At 70.5% G+C, this 15839-nt stretch carries 15 protein-coding genes; 9 read left to right on the top strand and 6 right to left on the bottom strand.

Going from position 1 to position 15839, the window contains the following annotated elements; all coding sequences use genetic code 11:
* Positions 1–112: 112 nt before the first annotated feature.
* The gene (locus BMY07_RS19190; protein ID WP_092780215.1) at positions 113–1147 is read left to right on the top strand and encodes a hypothetical protein; all 1035 of its coding nucleotides are present in this window, start codon (positions 113–115) and stop codon (positions 1145–1147) included.
* Here the strand turns inward: BMY07_RS19190 and BMY07_RS19185 are convergent.
* From BMY07_RS19185 to BMY07_RS19175, 3 genes are read right to left on the bottom strand one after another with little or no spacing between them, the layout of a single operon-like run.
* Positions 1144–1608: a peroxiredoxin gene (locus tag BMY07_RS19185; protein WP_092780213.1), complete on the bottom strand. Its 465-nt coding sequence runs from the start codon at positions 1606–1608 to the stop codon at positions 1144–1146. The genes BMY07_RS19190 and BMY07_RS19185 overlap by 4 nt on opposite strands.
* Positions 1605–2375, bottom strand: coding sequence for a DUF1295 domain-containing protein (locus BMY07_RS19180; RefSeq protein WP_092780211.1), 771 nt, complete (start codon positions 2373–2375; stop codon positions 1605–1607). The genes BMY07_RS19185 and BMY07_RS19180 overlap by 4 nt, the downstream gene beginning before the upstream one ends.
* Positions 2372–3628, bottom strand: coding sequence for an SAM-dependent methyltransferase (locus BMY07_RS19175; RefSeq protein ID WP_245782526.1), 1257 nt, complete (start codon positions 3626–3628; stop codon positions 2372–2374). The genes BMY07_RS19180 and BMY07_RS19175 overlap by 4 nt, the downstream gene beginning before the upstream one ends.
* 665 nt (positions 3629–4293) lie before the next feature.
* On the opposite strand from BMY07_RS19175, the gene BMY07_RS19170 reads away from it, so the two are divergent.
* The 5 genes from BMY07_RS19170 to BMY07_RS19160 all read left to right on the top strand — a co-directional run bounded on the left by BMY07_RS19170 (position 4294) and on the right by BMY07_RS19160 (position 8172).
* On the top strand, positions 4294–4893 hold the full coding sequence (locus BMY07_RS19170) for a hypothetical protein (protein ID WP_245782496.1): 600 nt from the start codon (positions 4294–4296) through the stop codon (positions 4891–4893).
* Positions 4894–5014: 121 nt separating this feature from the next.
* On the top strand, positions 5015–7081 hold the full coding sequence (locus BMY07_RS19165) for an ATP-binding protein (RefSeq protein ID WP_143073551.1): 2067 nt from the start codon (positions 5015–5017) through the stop codon (positions 7079–7081).
* Positions 7082–7266: 185 nt separating this feature from the next.
* On the top strand, positions 7267–7527 hold the full coding sequence (locus tag BMY07_RS33770; protein ID WP_143073550.1) for a hypothetical protein: 261 nt from the start codon (positions 7267–7269) through the stop codon (positions 7525–7527).
* Between the two features lie 26 nt (positions 7528–7553).
* Positions 7554–7778: a hypothetical protein gene (locus BMY07_RS35460; RefSeq protein WP_245782538.1), complete on the top strand. Its 225-nt coding sequence runs from the start codon at positions 7554–7556 to the stop codon at positions 7776–7778.
* Positions 7672–8172 carry a transposase family protein gene (locus BMY07_RS19160; protein ID WP_245782525.1) on the top strand — a complete coding sequence of 167 codons (501 nt, stop codon included), beginning with the start codon at positions 7672–7674 and terminating at the stop codon, positions 8170–8172. Before BMY07_RS35460 ends, BMY07_RS19160 begins: the two co-directional genes overlap by 107 nt.
* 74 nt (positions 8173–8246) lie before the next feature.
* Here the strand turns inward: BMY07_RS19160 and BMY07_RS19155 are convergent, their stop codons facing one another.
* Both BMY07_RS19155 and paaI read right to left on the bottom strand, forming a co-directional pair.
* Positions 8247–8729 carry a nucleoside deaminase gene (locus BMY07_RS19155; protein ID WP_092780203.1) on the bottom strand — a complete coding sequence of 161 codons (483 nt, stop codon included), beginning with the start codon at positions 8727–8729 and terminating at the stop codon, positions 8247–8249.
* Positions 8726–9091 carry a hydroxyphenylacetyl-CoA thioesterase PaaI gene (gene paaI / locus BMY07_RS19150; RefSeq protein WP_092781047.1) on the bottom strand — a complete coding sequence of 122 codons (366 nt, stop codon included), beginning with the start codon at positions 9089–9091 and terminating at the stop codon, positions 8726–8728. The genes BMY07_RS19155 and paaI overlap by 4 nt, the downstream gene beginning before the upstream one ends.
* A 124-nt stretch (positions 9092–9215) precedes the next feature.
* Between paaI and icmF the strand changes: the two genes are divergently transcribed.
* Together icmF and BMY07_RS19140 are read left to right on the top strand one after the other, a co-directional pair.
* Positions 9216–12443 carry a fused isobutyryl-CoA mutase/GTPase IcmF gene (icmF, locus tag BMY07_RS19145; RefSeq protein ID WP_092780201.1) on the top strand — a complete coding sequence of 1076 codons (3228 nt, stop codon included), beginning with the start codon at positions 9216–9218 and terminating at the stop codon, positions 12441–12443.
* Positions 12444–12500: 57 nt separating this feature from the next.
* Positions 12501–13358, top strand: coding sequence for a 3-hydroxybutyryl-CoA dehydrogenase (locus BMY07_RS19140; protein WP_092780199.1), 858 nt, complete (start codon positions 12501–12503; stop codon positions 13356–13358).
* A 3-nt stretch (positions 13359–13361) separates the two neighbouring features.
* On the opposite strand, the gene BMY07_RS19135 is transcribed toward BMY07_RS19140, so the two are convergent.
* A complete protein-coding gene (locus tag BMY07_RS19135) occupies positions 13362–13919 on the bottom strand; it encodes a cadmium resistance transporter (RefSeq protein ID WP_092780197.1) in 558 nt (185 codons plus the stop codon).
* A 182-nt stretch (positions 13920–14101) separates the two neighbouring features.
* Here BMY07_RS19135 and BMY07_RS19130 point away from each other — a divergent pair, with 182 nt between their 5' ends.
* A complete protein-coding gene (locus BMY07_RS19130; RefSeq protein WP_092780195.1) occupies positions 14102–15487 on the top strand; it encodes a CoA transferase in 1386 nt (461 codons plus the stop codon).
* Positions 15488–15839: the final 352 nt, after the last annotated feature.

Genomic DNA, 15839 nt, shown 5'->3' with positions numbered 1-15839 from the left:
CACCGCGCAGCGGGTCGGCGTCGGTGGCGGTGACGAGGTGCGGTCGAGTGCTCGGCCGGATGACATTCGGCGTAGTCAGCAGGAGTGGCTCACTGTTCGGCGGGCGCCGGGAGTGCGCGGGCGGGAACTCAGCGAACTGGCCGCCTGGCTCTACTCCGAGTCGGTTCGCGCCCCCGGCGGACACGTGCTCGAAGGCCCCGGTTGGCTCCTCGACCACCCCGTCGCGCTCGACGACGTGCGACTTACCTGGCGCGAGACACCACTGCCGCCAACCCGTCCCGTCGACCAGGTCCTCCCGCTGACCGATCGCGGAACGCCCTACGACGGCTACAGCCGTGCCGTGCGGGACATCGTGCGGCCTCGGCTCATGGAGAATCGCCCCAGCTACCGCCTGACCGGCATCGATACCTCCGCCGGGCTCGTCCTCGACTTCGGGCTCACCACCTTCTTCGCTGTGTTCGACGTCAAACAGGCGGTGGCGCACGAGTTCAAGGAGAAGTGGCTGCGCGGCGGACGGGCGCTACCGACCTGGGACGACCTACCGATCCGTACCGCCGTCGGTGATCCGTTCGATCCCGATACCTGGCTGATGTCCCCAGGCATCTCCACGCTCACCCTGCGCCGGGACCGCGACGGGGACCACGGGTTCGTGCTCCACGAGCGCGATGGCGCCAAGGTAGCCGATGGTGGCGGCCTCGCTCACGTCATGCCCGCGGGCGAGTTCCAGCCGGTGTCCGACCCGCAGGCTGACTTCTCGTTGTGGCGCAACATCATGCGGGAGTTCTCCGAGGAGTTCCTCGGCAACCCCGAGCACGACGGCATCACCGCAGGCCCGGTGGATTACGTCTCAGCGTCGCCGTACCGCGAACTCACGGCGTTGCGCAAGAGCGGTGATCTCACGCTCTGGCACTACGGGCTCATCATGGAGCCACTGGAGTTGGGTGCCAGTCAGCTGACCGTCGCGGTGTTCGATGGTGAGGAGTTCGACGCGTTGGTGGGGCACGGCGGGTTCGTCAATGACGAGGGGACCGCCGTGCTGCACCCGTTCACTGTGGACAGTGTGGCTCGGTTGGAGCCGAGGTTGTCCGGTAGTGCGCTGACCCTGCTCCGCAAGGCGTTGCGGGATCGGGAAGTGCTGCTCGGTTAGGCGGTCTTGGAGAGGCGTTCGCGGAGGACTTCCAGGGCCTTGTCGGCGTGGACGGCCATGCGGAGTTCGCTCTTGATGGCGGCCAGCACCGTGCGGTCGGAGTCGATGACGAACGTCATGCGCTTGGTCAGCAGCGGCCCGAAGCGGCGGCGGACACCGAACTGGGTGGCGACGGTGCCGTCGGTGTCGGCGAGCAGGGGGTAGTCGAAGGAGTTGATCTCCGAGAAGCGGGCCTGCTTGGCGACGTCGTCCGGGCTGATGCCGACCCGGTGCGCGCCCACCTCGGCGAACTCCTTGGCCAGGTCGCGGAAGTGGCAGGACTCCGCGGTGCAGCCGCCGGTCATCGCGGCCGGGTAGAAGAAGAGGACGACCGGGCCCGTCTCCAGCCACTCGCTCAGCGTGCGCGGCGTGCCGGTGTCGTCGGGGAGGGTGAAGTCCGGTGCGGTGTCGCCCGTCCTCATGCGCGGGTTCCTCTCTTCGGGGGGAGCGGGAAGAACCCGCTCGTGCGCGCCACGTAGTCGGCGTAGCCGGGGCGGCTGGACGACAGGTGGCGCTCGGTCAGGGGTTTGCCGGTGCCCTTGGCCAGCAGGTACGTCATGAGCACCGGCGACGCCAGGGTCGCCGCGCCGAGCCACGAGTGGCACGCGGTGAGGTACACGCCCCACCACACGCACGCGTCACCGAAGTAGTTGGGGTGGCGGGTGTAGCGCCAGAGCCCGGTGTCGAGCACGGTCCCCTTGGTCGACGGGTCGGCCTTGAAGCGGGCCAGTTGCCAGTCTCCCACGGTCTCGAACACCAGGCCGACCAGCCACACCGCGACGCCCGCGTATGTCACCGCGGTGACCCTGCCGTGCTCGGCGGCCAGCACCGGCAGCGACACGAACCACATGATCGCCGCCTGCGGGAGGAACACCCGGCGCAGCATGTGCAGCCGCGGGTCGCCCTGGGCGCCGCCGAGGATCTCGACGTACCGCCGGTCCTCGGGCCGGCCCCGGTTGCGCCGGTGGATGTGCACGGCCAGCCGCACGCCCCACAGCACGACCATCGCCGTCACCGTCAACCGCAGCGCCAAGTCCCCTGTGGACACAACGCACGCGACCACCGCGACGGCCGCGAAACCCAGTCCCCACACCGTATCGATCAGGTCCCAGCGCCCACGCCGGACGCTGACGACGAACGTGGCCCCGACGACGGCGGCCACCACACCGAGCGCGACGAGCAGGATCACACCGACTCCGAGGCGAGCAGCTCGGCGCGGGTCCGGGGCAGCCCGGCCACCCCCGCCGCGGTCGGACGAACGGCCAGCACCTGGTGCACCCCGATCCGGTTCTCCTCGAACGCCAGCGCACTGCCCGCCATGTACAGCCGCCACACCCGCGTGGTCGTCTCCCCGGCCAACGCGACCAGTTCGTCCCACCGCGACTCGATCGTCTCGCCCCACGCCCGGCACGTCCACACGTAGTGCTCCCGCAGCGCCTCGACGTCGCGGACCTCCAGACCCGTGTCCTCCAGCATGTCCACGGTCTGCCCCACCGGCCGCATGTTCATGTCCGGCGCGATGTAGGTCTCGATGAACGACCCACCGCCCTGCGCGACGGCCCCGCGCGACATCTGCTGCAACAGCAACCGGCCCTCGGGCTTGAGCATCCGGAACAGCGTCTGCGCGTACCGGGGGTAGTTCTCGGCGCCGACGTGCTCGCCCATCTCCAGCGTCCCGATCGCGTCGAACGGCTCGTCGGCGAGCTCCCGGTAGTCCTGCAACCGCACGTCGACCCGGTCGCCGAGCCCCTCGGCCGCGATCCGCTCCAGCACGAAGTCCCGCTGCTGCTCCGAGAGCGTGATCCCGGTGACGTGCACCCGGTGGTGCTTGGCCGCGTGGATCGCCAACGACCCCCACCCGCACCCCACGTCGAGCATCCGCATGCCCGGCCGCAGGCCCAGCTTCACGCAGACCAGCTCCAGCTTGTCCCGCTGCGCGTCCTCGACCCCGTAGTCGGGCGCGTCCGAGGTCCAGTACGCGCAGGAGTACGCCATGTTGGGGTCCAGCACGCGCTCGTAGAAGGCGTTGGACATGTCGTAGTGGTGCGCGATCGCCGCCCGGTCGCGGTGCCGGGTGTGCTTGCGGCCCGAGAGCCGGGCCTCCTCGGCGGGCGGGCGCGGGCGCGGACCGACCAGACCGAGCCGCACACCGGTGCCGACCAGCGACAGCTTGTCCTTGACCGTGACCTTCCGGATCCCGCCGCCACGCGCCATCGCCCAGAACAGGGACAGCGCCTCGCCGAGATCACCATCGACGTCCAGCTCACCGGAGACGTACGCGCGGGCCAGCCCGAGCTCGTTCGGGTCCCACAGCAACCGCCGCAACGCCCGCCGATCCCGCACCACCGCCACCGGCCCGCCCTCCGGCCCCGCCTCACTACCGTCCCAGGCGCGCACCCGCAGCGGCAGCGGACCACCGAGCACCCGTTCCACGACCTCCACAAGCACCGAGGCGACTGGGGATGTGGCCACGCGCGACTCCCATCTTCCGACTTCGAGCTGATACCGACCACGGGTCATTCGGTCCAGGTACCGCCGGGGATGGGTCGAGTGCGCGGGGAGGTGATGGTCGACGCTGGCGGGTGGGGCGACAGGTGACACCGTGCGGGTGTGGCCAGCACCGGATGAACGGGTCGGGCCCTGGTCGGCACTGTGCGGGCGTCATGACGAGCGAGAACGCCTCACTAGCCGCGGCACTCCGGCCGCCGCACCCTGACCGCCGCACCCTGACCGCCGCACCCTGACCGCCGCACCCTGACCGCCGCACCCCGACCGCGGCACCCCGACCGCGGCACCCCGGCCAAGATCAACTCCGCTCCGGGGGCCCACCCTCCCGGGGCCCGGGGCCCCATCTCTGAACGTATCGCCTGGGCCGACTTGTCAATACCCCTCGCGCCGGACCTGTGGACAAGTGGCGGCATTGGGGACAGCCCGCGCCTGGTCCGTGGTGGCGAGTGCCATCACCCGGTGACCACGTGCCCGATGCTCGCCCGAGCAGGGCACTGCGGTCGGCGCCGCGCGGGGTGGGGTGGTGGTTGGCGTTGGCGGGTGGGTGGGGTGGTGGTTGGCGTTGGCGGGTGGGTGGGGTGGTGATTGACACTGTGGGGGTGAGTGAGGTTGTGGTTCGGGGGAATCGGGTGGCCAGGGTGGTCAGTGAGGTGTGCTCGCCCGCGGTCGTGGTGCTGGTGCTCCCGCTGGTCGTCGCGTGGTCCGCCACCGGGGGCGATGTGGCGCGCACCCTGCTGTGGGGCCTGGAGGTCGCCCTGTTCTCCAGTGTGTTGCCGATGGTCTTCATCGTCCGCGGGGCCAGGGCGGGGCGGTGGGACACCCACCACGTCCGCGATCGGGAGCACCGGTTCGTCCCCCTCGCGGTCGGCCTCGGTTCCACGGCGGTGGGTATCGCGATCCTGGTGGTGGCCGACGCCCCGCCGGAGGTGTTGGCGTTGTCGCTGTCGATGTTCGCGACGCTCACTGTGTGCGTGGCGATCACCCGGCGCTGGAAGGTCTCGCTGCACGCGGCGGTCGCCGGGGGAGCGGTGGCCATGGTGGCGCTGCTGCACGGACCGTGGTCGTTGCTGCTGTTGCTCCCGGTGGCCCTGGTCTGTTGGTCGCGCGTGGTGCTCGGCGACCACACCGTGGCGCAGGTCGTGGTGGGCGCGCTGGTGGGTCCGGTGGTCGGTGGCGTGGTCTTCCTGGCGCTGATCTGACCCACCGTGACCGGTTGTCACCCGAACGGCGGTTGTCGGCCTGTGGTCCTTCAGGTCTGACCGGTGTGGTCGATGGGATACGTGTGGGGGTCTCGGCTGGTCGGCTCGGGAGGCGCACGTGGTGGACGAGGCCGCGCGGCTCGCCGCGCTGCACGAGTACGGAGTGCTCGACGCGCCCGCCGACGACGAGTTGGCCGCGGTGGTCCGGGTCGCCGCGATGCTGGCCTCGGTGCCCACCGCGACGCTGAACCTGTTCGACGAGAACCGGCAGTGCCAGCTCACCACGGTCGGGTTCGAGGGCTCCGACTCGCCCCGCTCGACCGCCATGTGCGAGGTGGTCGTCAGCACCGGCGTCCCCGTGCACGTCGCCGACGCCAGCACCGACGAGCGCTTCGCCGCCAACCCGTGGGTCACCGGGGAGCTGGCCAGGGTGCGCGGCTACGCCTCGGTCCCGCTGATGACCCCGGCCGGGCACGTGCTGGGCACGCTGTGCGCGTTCGACAGCGAGGCGCGCGCGTTCACCGACGAGCAGATCACCGCCCTGGAGGACCTCGCCACCGTCGTGCTGTCGCTGTTCGAGCGGCGCAGGCAGGCCAGGGTCACCGCCGCGCTGGCGGGGGAGGCGGAGCAGGCTCTGGCGCTGGCCGAGGACTACGCGCGGCAGCTGGAGGCGCGCGGGCAGCTCACCGACGCCGTGCACGAGTCGATCGACGTGGCCATCGTGGTGTGCGACGAGTACGGCCGCCTGTCGATGTTCAACCGCGCCGCCCGCGAGTGGCACGGCATCGACCCGGACGCGGGGGTCGACGCCGCCGACTGGGCGGGCCGCTACAGCCTGTACGACCGCGACGGCGTCACCCCGCTGCCGGTGCCGCAGATCCCGCTGTACCGGGCGCTGCACGAGGGCGAGGTCACCGGCCAGGAGATGGTGATCGCGCCCGCCGGTCGACCGCCGGTGCGGGTCGTGTGCACGGGCCGGGCGCTGCGCCGGGCCGACGGGAGTCCGCTGGGCGCGGTCGTGGCGATGAGCGACGTCACGGTGGAGCGGGCGCAGCGGCGCGAGCTGGCGGACCGGGAACGGCTGCTGACGACGGTGCTCGACACGGCGCAGGACGCGTTCGTGGTCACCGATCCGGACGGCGTGGTGACCCGGTGGAACCCGGCGGCCGAGGCGATGTTCGGCTGGTCGTCGATCGAGGCTGGCGGGCGCAGGCTGGAGGAGCTGGTGTTCCCGCAGCGCGCGGACGGCGAGAGCCTGCTGGCCCGTGCCGCGCTGGGCAACACCCGACTGGTGCGGGTGCCCGCGCGGCGCCGGGACGGGACGGCACTGCTGGTGGAGCTGAGCCTGGCGCCGTTCACCTGGCAGGGGGAGAAGCGCTTCCACGCCTTCCTGCGGGACGTGACCGAGCGTGAGGCGGCCCGGGAGCGGCTGGCGCTGGCCAACAGCGAGCTGGCGGCGGCCAACGACGAGCTCGACCGGTTCACCGCGATGGTCGCCCACGACCTGAAGAGCCCGCTGACCGCGATCACCGCCTACGCCGAGGTGTTCGCCGAACTGGGGGAGCGGTCACCGAGCGAGGTCAAGGCCGTCGCCGCGATCACCCGCTCCGCCGGGCGGATGACCTCGATGATCGACGACCTGCTGGCCCACGCCAAGGCCTGCCACGAACCGCTGAGCCTGCACGCGGTCGACCTCGACACCCTCGTCGACGACCTCACCACCGAACTGCGCACCTCCCGCGGCGCCCACATCACCATCACCCACGACCACCTCCCGGCCATCCCCGCCCAACCCACCTTCCTGCGCCAGGTCATGGCCAACCTCCTCGGCAACGCCGTCAAGTACGTGGCCCCCGACGTCGCCCCCCGGGTCCACATCACCGCCGAGTCCACCGACGGCTGGGTCACGATCCGCACCACCGACAACGGCATCGGTATCCCGGAACAAGCCCGGGAGAAGGTCTTCGCCCTCTTCCACCGCGAGGACTCCGGCTTGGGCTACCAGGGAACCGGTATCGGGCTCAGCACCTGCAAGCGCATCATCGAACGCCACGGCGGCCGCATCTGGATCGAACCCGGCCCGACTGACGGCACGACTGTCTGCTTCACCATCCCCGCCCGCAGCAACACCGCCCCACCACAGCGTTCCGGCCCCGACCACCGCGCTGCCGTCGACCGACCCAGATAAGCGAGTGTGGTTCGCCCTCCTGGGCGATGTGGACCTGCTGGCGCGGACTGACAAGGTAGCGGCGTCCCGTGTGCACTTGGCGCTCTTTGATGAGGTGAGCCAGCCGCACATCTTGGCGCTTTTCCGCGATCCGGCCCTGTTGATCGCTGTGCCTACACTGGGCGCTGATCATCCGAGGAGGAACCATGAATGTGGCGGCCGAACGCAAGAAATTGGACAAACTGACAGCTGATCGCGATGCGTGCGTTAAGGAGCACGTAGCCGCCGAAAGGGAGGTGACGGTAAGGAAGGACGACCTCGCCACCGCGAAGAAGCTCTTGAAGGAAGCTGAAGACAAGTTCGCATCACTCGGGCGGAACGTCAAGAAGACGAATGAGGCTGTCAAAGCTCAAGAGAGAAAGGTTGAAAGGGCAGAGGCCGCGGCCGAAAAGGCGAAGCGCTCCTGACAGTTCTGTTGGCGGAGTCGTTCGGGGTGTCGCAGTCGACGATCGGTCGGGCGATCACCGCAGTGACACCGGTGTTGGCCAGGCTGTTGGCGGAGTGCGTGCCCACGGTCGACGAGTTGGATCCCCGGTCGACTTATGTCGTGGATGGCACGTTGTTGCCGTGCTGGTCATGGGTGTCGCGGGAGAAGAACCTGTACTCGGACAAACACCGCACGACCGGGCTCAAACGTCCTAGTGGCCTGCACGCTTGATGGCCGGTTGGCGTGGGTGTCGGATCCCTTACCCGGCCATTGGCATGACACTCGTTGCCTTACCGAGTCGGGCGTCTTCGACGGAGATGTGCCCCATTGGATGAGCGATAAGGCCTATGTCGGCACGGGGATCCTCACGCCGATCCGCAAGCCCGCGCGCCGGGAGTTGGTGAAGTGGGGGCGCAACTTCAATCATGAACACAACGCGATCCGCGTCCGTGTCGAACACGCCATCGCCAACCTCAAGACCTGGCGCGTCCTCCACACCGACTGTCGACGCCCTTTCACCACCTTCGCCGCAACCATCACCGCCGTGCTTGGATTGCAGTTCTACCGCCAGGCCTGCATAGCCCTCACAGTCTTCAAAGGTCCCGCGAACTCGGCCGCTCCTTAGAGCGGGTGGCACCGTCTTCGTCGACGTGTGAGGCCATCGTTGTCGGCGGGTGAGCGTGGTCAGCGGTCGGCAGCTCAGTAGTCGGTGCGGTCGAGGCGGGTGGTCCAGGTTGTGAAGGGGGTCGACTCGGTGCCGGGGCGGAGTTGGTCGACCTTCAGCGGCCACGTGTCGCGCGGGCGGGCGAGGACGTCGTAGAACTCGCTGTCGGCGAAGCCTGCCTTGGCGGCGTCGTCTCGGTCGGCGGCGTACACGACTCGGTCCAGGCGGGACCACAGCGACGCCGACAGGCACAGGGGGCACGGTTCGCAGGAGGAGATCAGGGTGCAGCCGTACAGGCGGAAGTCGCCGAGGGTGTGGCAGGCGGTGCGGATGGCCACCACTTCGGCGTGGGCCGTGGGGTCGAGGTCGGCGGTGACGCGGTTGACGCCGCGGGCGATGACCTCGGTGCCGCGCACGACCAGGGCGCCGAAGGGGCCGCCGCCGCGGGTGACGTTGGTGGTGGCCAGGTCGATGGCCTCGGCCAGCCAGTGCTCGACGGTCGTCCGGTCGGCGGTCATCGCAGGGTCCTGCTCCTGCCGCGGAACTCGGCGACGACCTCGTCGCCCCTGGTCACCGTGACGTCGTAGATGCCGCTGCGGCCGTAGACGGTCCGCTCGGTGGCGGTGGCGACCAGGTCGTCACCCAGGTGGACGGCGGCGACGAAGGTGATGTCGGCCCCGGCGGCGACGGTGACCGGGCCGTGGCTGTTGCAGGCGCAGGCGAACGCGGTGTCGGCCAGCAGGAACACGTACCCGCCGTGGCCGATGCCGTGCCCGTTGACCATGGTCTCGGTGATCCGCATAGCCGCCGCGGCGCGACCGGGTCCGGCGTCGAGCAGCCGGATGCCCAGCGCGGTGGACGCCAGGTCGTCGGCCAGCATCCTGGTGACCGGTTCGGGTATCACCGGGCCATCCTACGGCCGTTAGTTCAGCCACACGGTACTTGCCCGTCCGAAAGTAGGACGTCAAACTAAATGGGTACGTCGCACCCCTCCTGGAGGACCCATGTCCGCCGAGCTGTACCGACCGGCCAACCCGGTCCGGTTCGTCACCGCGGCCAGCCTGTTCGACGGCCACGACGCGGCGATCAACATCATGCGCCGGATCCTGCAGTCGCAGGGCGCCGAGGTGATCCACCTCGGGCACAACCGCTCGGTCCGCGAGGTGGTCACCGCCGCCATCCAGGAGGACACCCAGGGCGTGGCCATCAGCGCCTACCAGGGCGGGCACGTCGAGTACTTCAGCTACCTGGTGGAGCTGCTGGCCGAGAACGGCGCTGGCCACGTCAAGGTGTTCGGCGGCGGTGGCGGCGTCATCGTGCCCGAGGAGATCAAGCTGCTGCACTCGCGCGGCGTCGCCCGGATCTTCTCCCCCGAGGACGGCCAGCGGCTGGGCCTGGCCAAGATGATCAACTCGATGGTCGAGGCCTGCGACTTCACCCCACCGGGTGACGTGACCCGCGACGCGCTGCTCGCCGGGGACCACGCCGCGCTGGCCAGGACGATCTCCCGGATCGAGGCGGGCACCCTGCCCGACGACGTCCGCACCGCCCTGGACCCCACCGACCGGACCGTCCCCGTGCTGGGCATCACCGGCACCGGCGGCTCCGGCAAGTCGTCGCTGACCGACGAGATCGTCCGCCGCCTGCGACTCGACCAGCAGGACAAGCTGCGCGTCGCGGTCATCGCCGTCGACCCGACCCGCCGCCGCGGCGGTGGCGCCCTGCTCGGCGACCGGATCCGGATGAACTCGCTGGAGGGCGACCGGGTCTTCTTCCGCTCGCTGGCCACCCGCGGCGCGGGCTCCGAGGTCCCCGAGGGCCTGGCAGGCGCGATCGCCGCCGCCAAGGCCGCTGGCAACGACCTGGTCATCGTCGAGACCCCCGGCATCGGCCAGGGCGACGCCGCGATCGTGCCCTACGTCGACGTCTCGCTGTACGTGATGACGCCGGAGTTCGGCGCCGCCTCGCAGCTGGAGAAGATCGACATGCTCGACTTCGCCGACGTGGTCGCCATCAACAAGTTCGAGCGCCGCGGCGCCGAGGACGCCCGCCGCGACGTGGCCCGGCAGCTGGTGCGCAACCGGGAGGCGTTCGGCAAGTCCTGGGAGGACATGCCGGTCTACGGCACCAGCGCCGCCACCTTCAACGACGACGGCGTCACCGCGCTCTACCAGGAGCTGCGCAAGCTGTTGGCGGACAAGGGGGTCGCGTTCGCCGAGGGCGCGCTCCCGCTCGTCGAGGGCAAGGTGTCCACTTCAGCCGCGACGGTCGTGCCGCCGCAGCGCGCCCGCTACCTGTCCGACATCGCCGAGTCCGTGCGCGGGTACCACCGCAAGACCGACCAGCAGGTCGACGCGGTGCGCGCCCACTCCGCGCTCTCGTTCACCCACAGGGCCCTCGTCGAGGCAGGCGCGTCCACAGAGGACGTGGAGAAGCTGGCCGCCGAGGCCGCCCGCAAGGTCGAGCGCGAGACCGAGGACCTGCTCGCCGACTGGCCGTCCACTGTGGAGCAGTATCGGGCCGAGGAGCTCGTGGTCAAGGTCCGCGACAAGGAGCTGCGCACCCAGCTGTGGCGCGAGACCCTGTCCGGCAACAAGGTTCCCCGCGTCGCGCTGCCCCGCTTCGACGACGACGCCTCGCTGGTCCGGTTCCTGCGCCGGGAGAACCTGCCCGGCCGGTTCCCGTTCGCCGCAGGCGTGTTCCCGTTCAAGCGCGAGGGCGAGGACCCGGCCCGCATGTTCGCCGGTGAGGGCGACGCGTTCCGCACCAACCGCCGGTTCAAGCTGCTGTCGGCGGGCAACCCGGCCACCCGGCTGTCCACCGCGTTCGACTCGGTGACCCTCTACGGCCGCGACCCCGACACCCCGCCGGACGTCTACGGCAAGATCGGCACCTCCGGGGTGTCCATCGCCTCGCTGGAGGACATGAAGGTCCTCTACGACGGGTTCGACCTGACCGCGCCGACCACCTCGGTGTCGATGACGATCAACGGCCCGGCGCCGACGATCCTGGCGTACTTCCTCAACACCGCGATCGACCAGCGGGTCGACAAGTTCGTGGCGGACAACGGGAGGCAGCCCACCGACGACGAGCGGGTCGAGCTGACCGCGTGGGCGCTGGCCAACGTGCGCGGCACGGTGCAGGCCGACATCCTCAAGGAGGACCAGGGCCAGAACACCTGCATCTTCTCCACCGAGTTCAGCCTGCGGATGATGGCCGACATCCAGGAGTGGTTCATCCGCAACAAGGTCCGCAACTTCTACTCGGTGTCCATCTCCGGCTACCACATCGCCGAGGCCGGGGCGAACCCCATCAGCCAGCTCGCCTTCACCCTGGCCAACGGGTTCACCTACGTCGAGTCGTACCTCGCGCGCGGCATGGACATCAACGACTTCGCGCCGAACCTGTCGTTCTTCTTCTCCAACGGCATGGACGCCGAGTACTCGGTGATCGGCCGGGTCGCCCGCCGGATCTGGGCGGTGGCCATGCGGGAGCGCTACGGCGCCGCCGAGCGGTCGCAGAAGCTGAAGTACCACGTGCAGACCTCCGGGCGCTCGCTGCACGCCCAGGAGATGAACTTCAACGACATCCGCACCACGCTCCAGGCTCTGTGCGCGCTCTACGACAACGCGAACTCGTTGCACACCAACGCCTTCGACGAGGCGATCACCACGCCCACCGAGTCGTCGGTGCGCCGCGCGATGGCGATCCAGCTCATCATCAACAAGGAGTGGGGCCTGTCGATGAACGAGAACCCGCTGCAGGGTTCCTTCGTCATCGACGAGCTCACCGACCTGGTCGAGGAGGCCGTGCTCACCGAGTTCGACCGCATCTCCGACCGCGGCGGCGTCCTGGGCGCCATGGAGACCGGCTACCAGCGCGGCCGCATCCAGGACGAGTCGATGCTCTACGAGCACCGCAAGCACGACGGCACCCTCCCGCTGGTCGGCGTCAACACCTTCCTGCCTGCCAAGGGCGAGGAGGACGAGGTCGTGGAGATCGAACTGGCCCGCGCCACCGAGGACGAGAAGCGCGCCCAGGTCGAGCGCACCCGCGACTTCCAGCAGCGCCACCGCGACGAGGCCACTGCCGCGCTGGTGCGGCTGCGCGAGGTCGCCGCGTCCGACGAGAACGTCTTCGACGTGCTGATGGCCGCGGCCAGGGTGTGCACGCTGGGTCAGATCACCGAGGCCTTCTTCGAGGTCGGTGGGCAGTACCGGCGCAATGTGTGATGCTGGCCGGGTTTGGCAGTGCTGGGTGCTGGAGCGTCGAGTGGAGATGAGGTCGCGGTGAGCGGGATCAGCCGGGTCGGGGTCGTCGGGGCGGGTCTGATGGGCTCGGGCATCGCCGAGGTGTGCGCGCGGGCGGGCCTGGACGTGGTGGTGGCCGAGGTCAGCGCGGGCGCGCTGGAGTCGGGCCGCAAGCGGGTCGAGGCGTCGCTGGCGCGCGGGGTGCGCAACGGCAAGCTGGCCGAGGACGAGCGCGACGCCGCCCTGGGCAGGCTGCGGTTCACCACCGACCTCGGCGAGTTCGCCGACCGCCAGGTGACCGTCGAGGCCGTCGCCGAGAACGAGCAGGTCAAGACCGACGTCTTCACCACCCTCGACAAGGTCGTCGAGGACCCCGACGCCATCCTGGCGTCCAACACCTCGTCCATCCCGATCATGAAGCTGGGCATGGCGACGGCAAGGCCGCACGCGGTCATCGGGGTGCACTTCTTCAACCCGGTCCCGGTGCTCAAGCTGGTCGAGCTGGTGCCGTCCCTGCTGACCGCCGCCGACACCCGCGACCGGGCCAAGGCGTTCGTCGAGGACGCGCTGGGCAAGCAGGTCGTGCTGTCGCAGGACCGGGCCGGGTTCGTGGTCAACGCCCTGCTCATCCCGTACCTGCTCTCCGCGATCCGGATGATGGAATCCGGCTTCGCCTCCGCCGAGGACATCGACAACGGCATGGTCCTGGGCTGCGCCCACCCCATGGGCCCCCTCCGGCTGACCGACCTCATCGGCCTCGACACCACCAAGGCCATCGCCGATTCCCTGTACGCGGAGTTCAAGGAACAGCTCTACTCCGCCCCACCCCTCCTGCTCCGCATGGTCGACGCAGGCCTACTGGGCAAGAAGAGCGGCCGAGGCTTTTACCAGTACTGAGGGCTAGATGCCGAGGAGGATGAGCACGCCGATTCCGATGAGGACCACGGGCAGCAGCACGTGGCCCCATCGGGTCAGGGTGCGTGCCACGACCGGCCTACTGGCGACGAACAGTCCCGCGGCGCACCACGCGGCCACCAAGACCAGGAACACGGCGGCGTAGGCCACCGTGTCCGACGGGCCGCTCGCGGCGAACACGGGCGCGTAGACCCCCACGTTGTCCCCGCCGTTGGCCAGTGTCACCCCGGCGATGGCGAGCACCCCCGGCGACGTCCGCACGGAAGGCTCGTCGTCGTTGTCCTTCCAGGCCGACCACGCCGCCCGCAGTCCCAGGCCGAGCGGGAGCAGTCCGAGCAGCGGGATCAGGTGGTCCGGCAGCAATCCGGCACCGAGTCCGGCCGCCACCGAGGCCGCCAGGATCGCCGCGAAGCCGAGGTACTGACCCGCGACCACCGCCGACCGGCGTCCGCGTTGGCTGAAGAACAGCGCCAGCAGCACGATGTCGTCGACGTTGGTGACCGCGAACATCAGCACCGCCCGGCCGACGAGAGCCAGGTCCATGGGCCGCATCCTGTCAGCACCGAGGTCGACCACGTGCGGTGACTATGCAACTCGGATGTCACACGTTCAGGTGGAGAACCGGGTCTCATCTCGCGGGTCCGGTGCGTCTCTGGGGAAGGTGGTTGCCGATCTCGGGGCCATCTCCCCGGGATTCCCAGCGCGGGAGTGAGGTGAGGGCGAGGGTGACCTCCGCCTTGTGCGACGGCACGTCCTGGGCCGGTCCGGTCGACCTGCCGCTGGCCGGGGAGATCGACGTGCAGGCCGCGTGCGGGTTGATGCACGTCAACGGTCGGCGCTTCGGTGAGCCGCGGCGGCTGGACCTGAACTACACCTGCCTGCTGGCCACCGAACTGGGGGAGACCGGTGCCGCCGCGCTCGAGTTGGCCAGGGTGCGGGGGATCGCGGTGCGGGAGGTGAGCACCTCGGCGGCGCAGGCCGCGCTGCTGGCGGTGTCGCAGTATCTCGCCTCGGCGACCGCGGACACCCCGGAGGAGATCCCCGGGCCCGGTGGCGCGCCGCTGGTGTCGGTCGAGGGCATCGGCTACGAGGTGGCGGCCGTCGACGCGGCGGTGTGGCGGCGGTTCTGGGACGCCATGGGCGCCGGCGGTGACGCGGTCGCCGGTGGGTGGCCCGTGTTCCACCGCCGCGAGCACACGGCCACCTGCCCGCTGCCCGCCGAACTCACCCTGCTCGCCGCCAGGACCTCCATCGACCGCGCCGAGCACTGCGCGCGCGCCACCGGGATGGGCCTGGTCCGGGTCGCGCACCGCCCGATCGACGACCTCGCCCCGTACGCCGCGCACCCGCTCGGCGGCCCGGCCGCGGACCTGAGGAGGGTGCCGGGACCGCTGCCGCTGTCCGGGCTGCGCGTGGTCGAGTGCTGCCGCCGCGACCACGGCGCCATGGCCGGTCACCTGCTCGGCTTCCTCGGCGCGACGGTCGTGCGGGTCGAGCCGCCCGCCGAGCACCCACCCGGCGGCGTCCCCCTGGTCGGCGGTGTCCCGGCGCGCGAGCACGCGCTCAACCGGGGCAAGCGGGTCGTGGTCGCCGACGTCACCACCCCGGCGGGCCGCGCCGCCATCGGCCACCTGGTGACCGACGCCGACGTGTTCACCCACGACTGGCCGCCCGGCCACGCCGAGGCCTGGGCGCTCGACGCCGACGCGCTGGCAGGCGTGCGACCGGGCCTCGTGCACGCCCACGCCACCGACTGGGGCTCCGCGCTCGGCCCGTGGCCCCCGCCGGGCAGCGACCCGGTGGTGCAGGCGCACGCGGGCGTCCCGCCGACGCTGATGACCGTGGTGGCCGTGTTCGCCGGGGTCGTCCTCGCCCGCGCGATCACCACCGCCCTCGTCCGCCGAGCCCAACACCGCACCGGCCGCCGCGTCGAGTCCTCCCTGCTCGCCGCCGCCGCCCGCCTCAACGCCCGCCGCGGCGCCTGCGCCACCCCACTCTCCGTCCCGGTCTGCACCGACCTCGCCGCCCTGGGCACCGACCCGCGATTCGCCAAAGCCCTGACCCGCGACGGGTGCGTGGTGCCGACCAGCCCTTGGGCTTTCCACCCCTGAGATCCGGCGGATGGCCTGTGGTGGCCTCGGGCGGCGTGTCGCGGTGGTGGCTCGCGGTGAGTGCTCCACGTGGGCTGCGGCTACCGCCTGTCGTCAGTGGCCGGTGGTCGCTGTGGGCTGTTGGGGTGGGGGTGTGGTCCGGCAGCGGTGTGGTGGTGGCTGGCGGGTGGCCGGGGGCCGGGTAGGGGTCACCCGGATGGCGGTGGGCGGTGTCCACACGCGACACGGGTGGTGGTGTTGGCTACTGGTGAGTGCTACCGGGGGGTTCGGTGGCGTCGGAAGTCGCTGGCACATAACACCTTTGGTGAGAAATCCATCACAGGCCAAGCGCTACCCGGTGGTAGTTGACCAC

It is taken from the genome of Actinokineospora terrae (assembly GCF_900111175.1).
In the GTDB taxonomy this organism is placed as follows: Bacteria; Actinomycetota; Actinomycetes; order Mycobacteriales; family Pseudonocardiaceae; genus Actinokineospora; species Actinokineospora terrae.
This window is presented reverse-complemented; position numbering and strand designations above follow the sequence as displayed.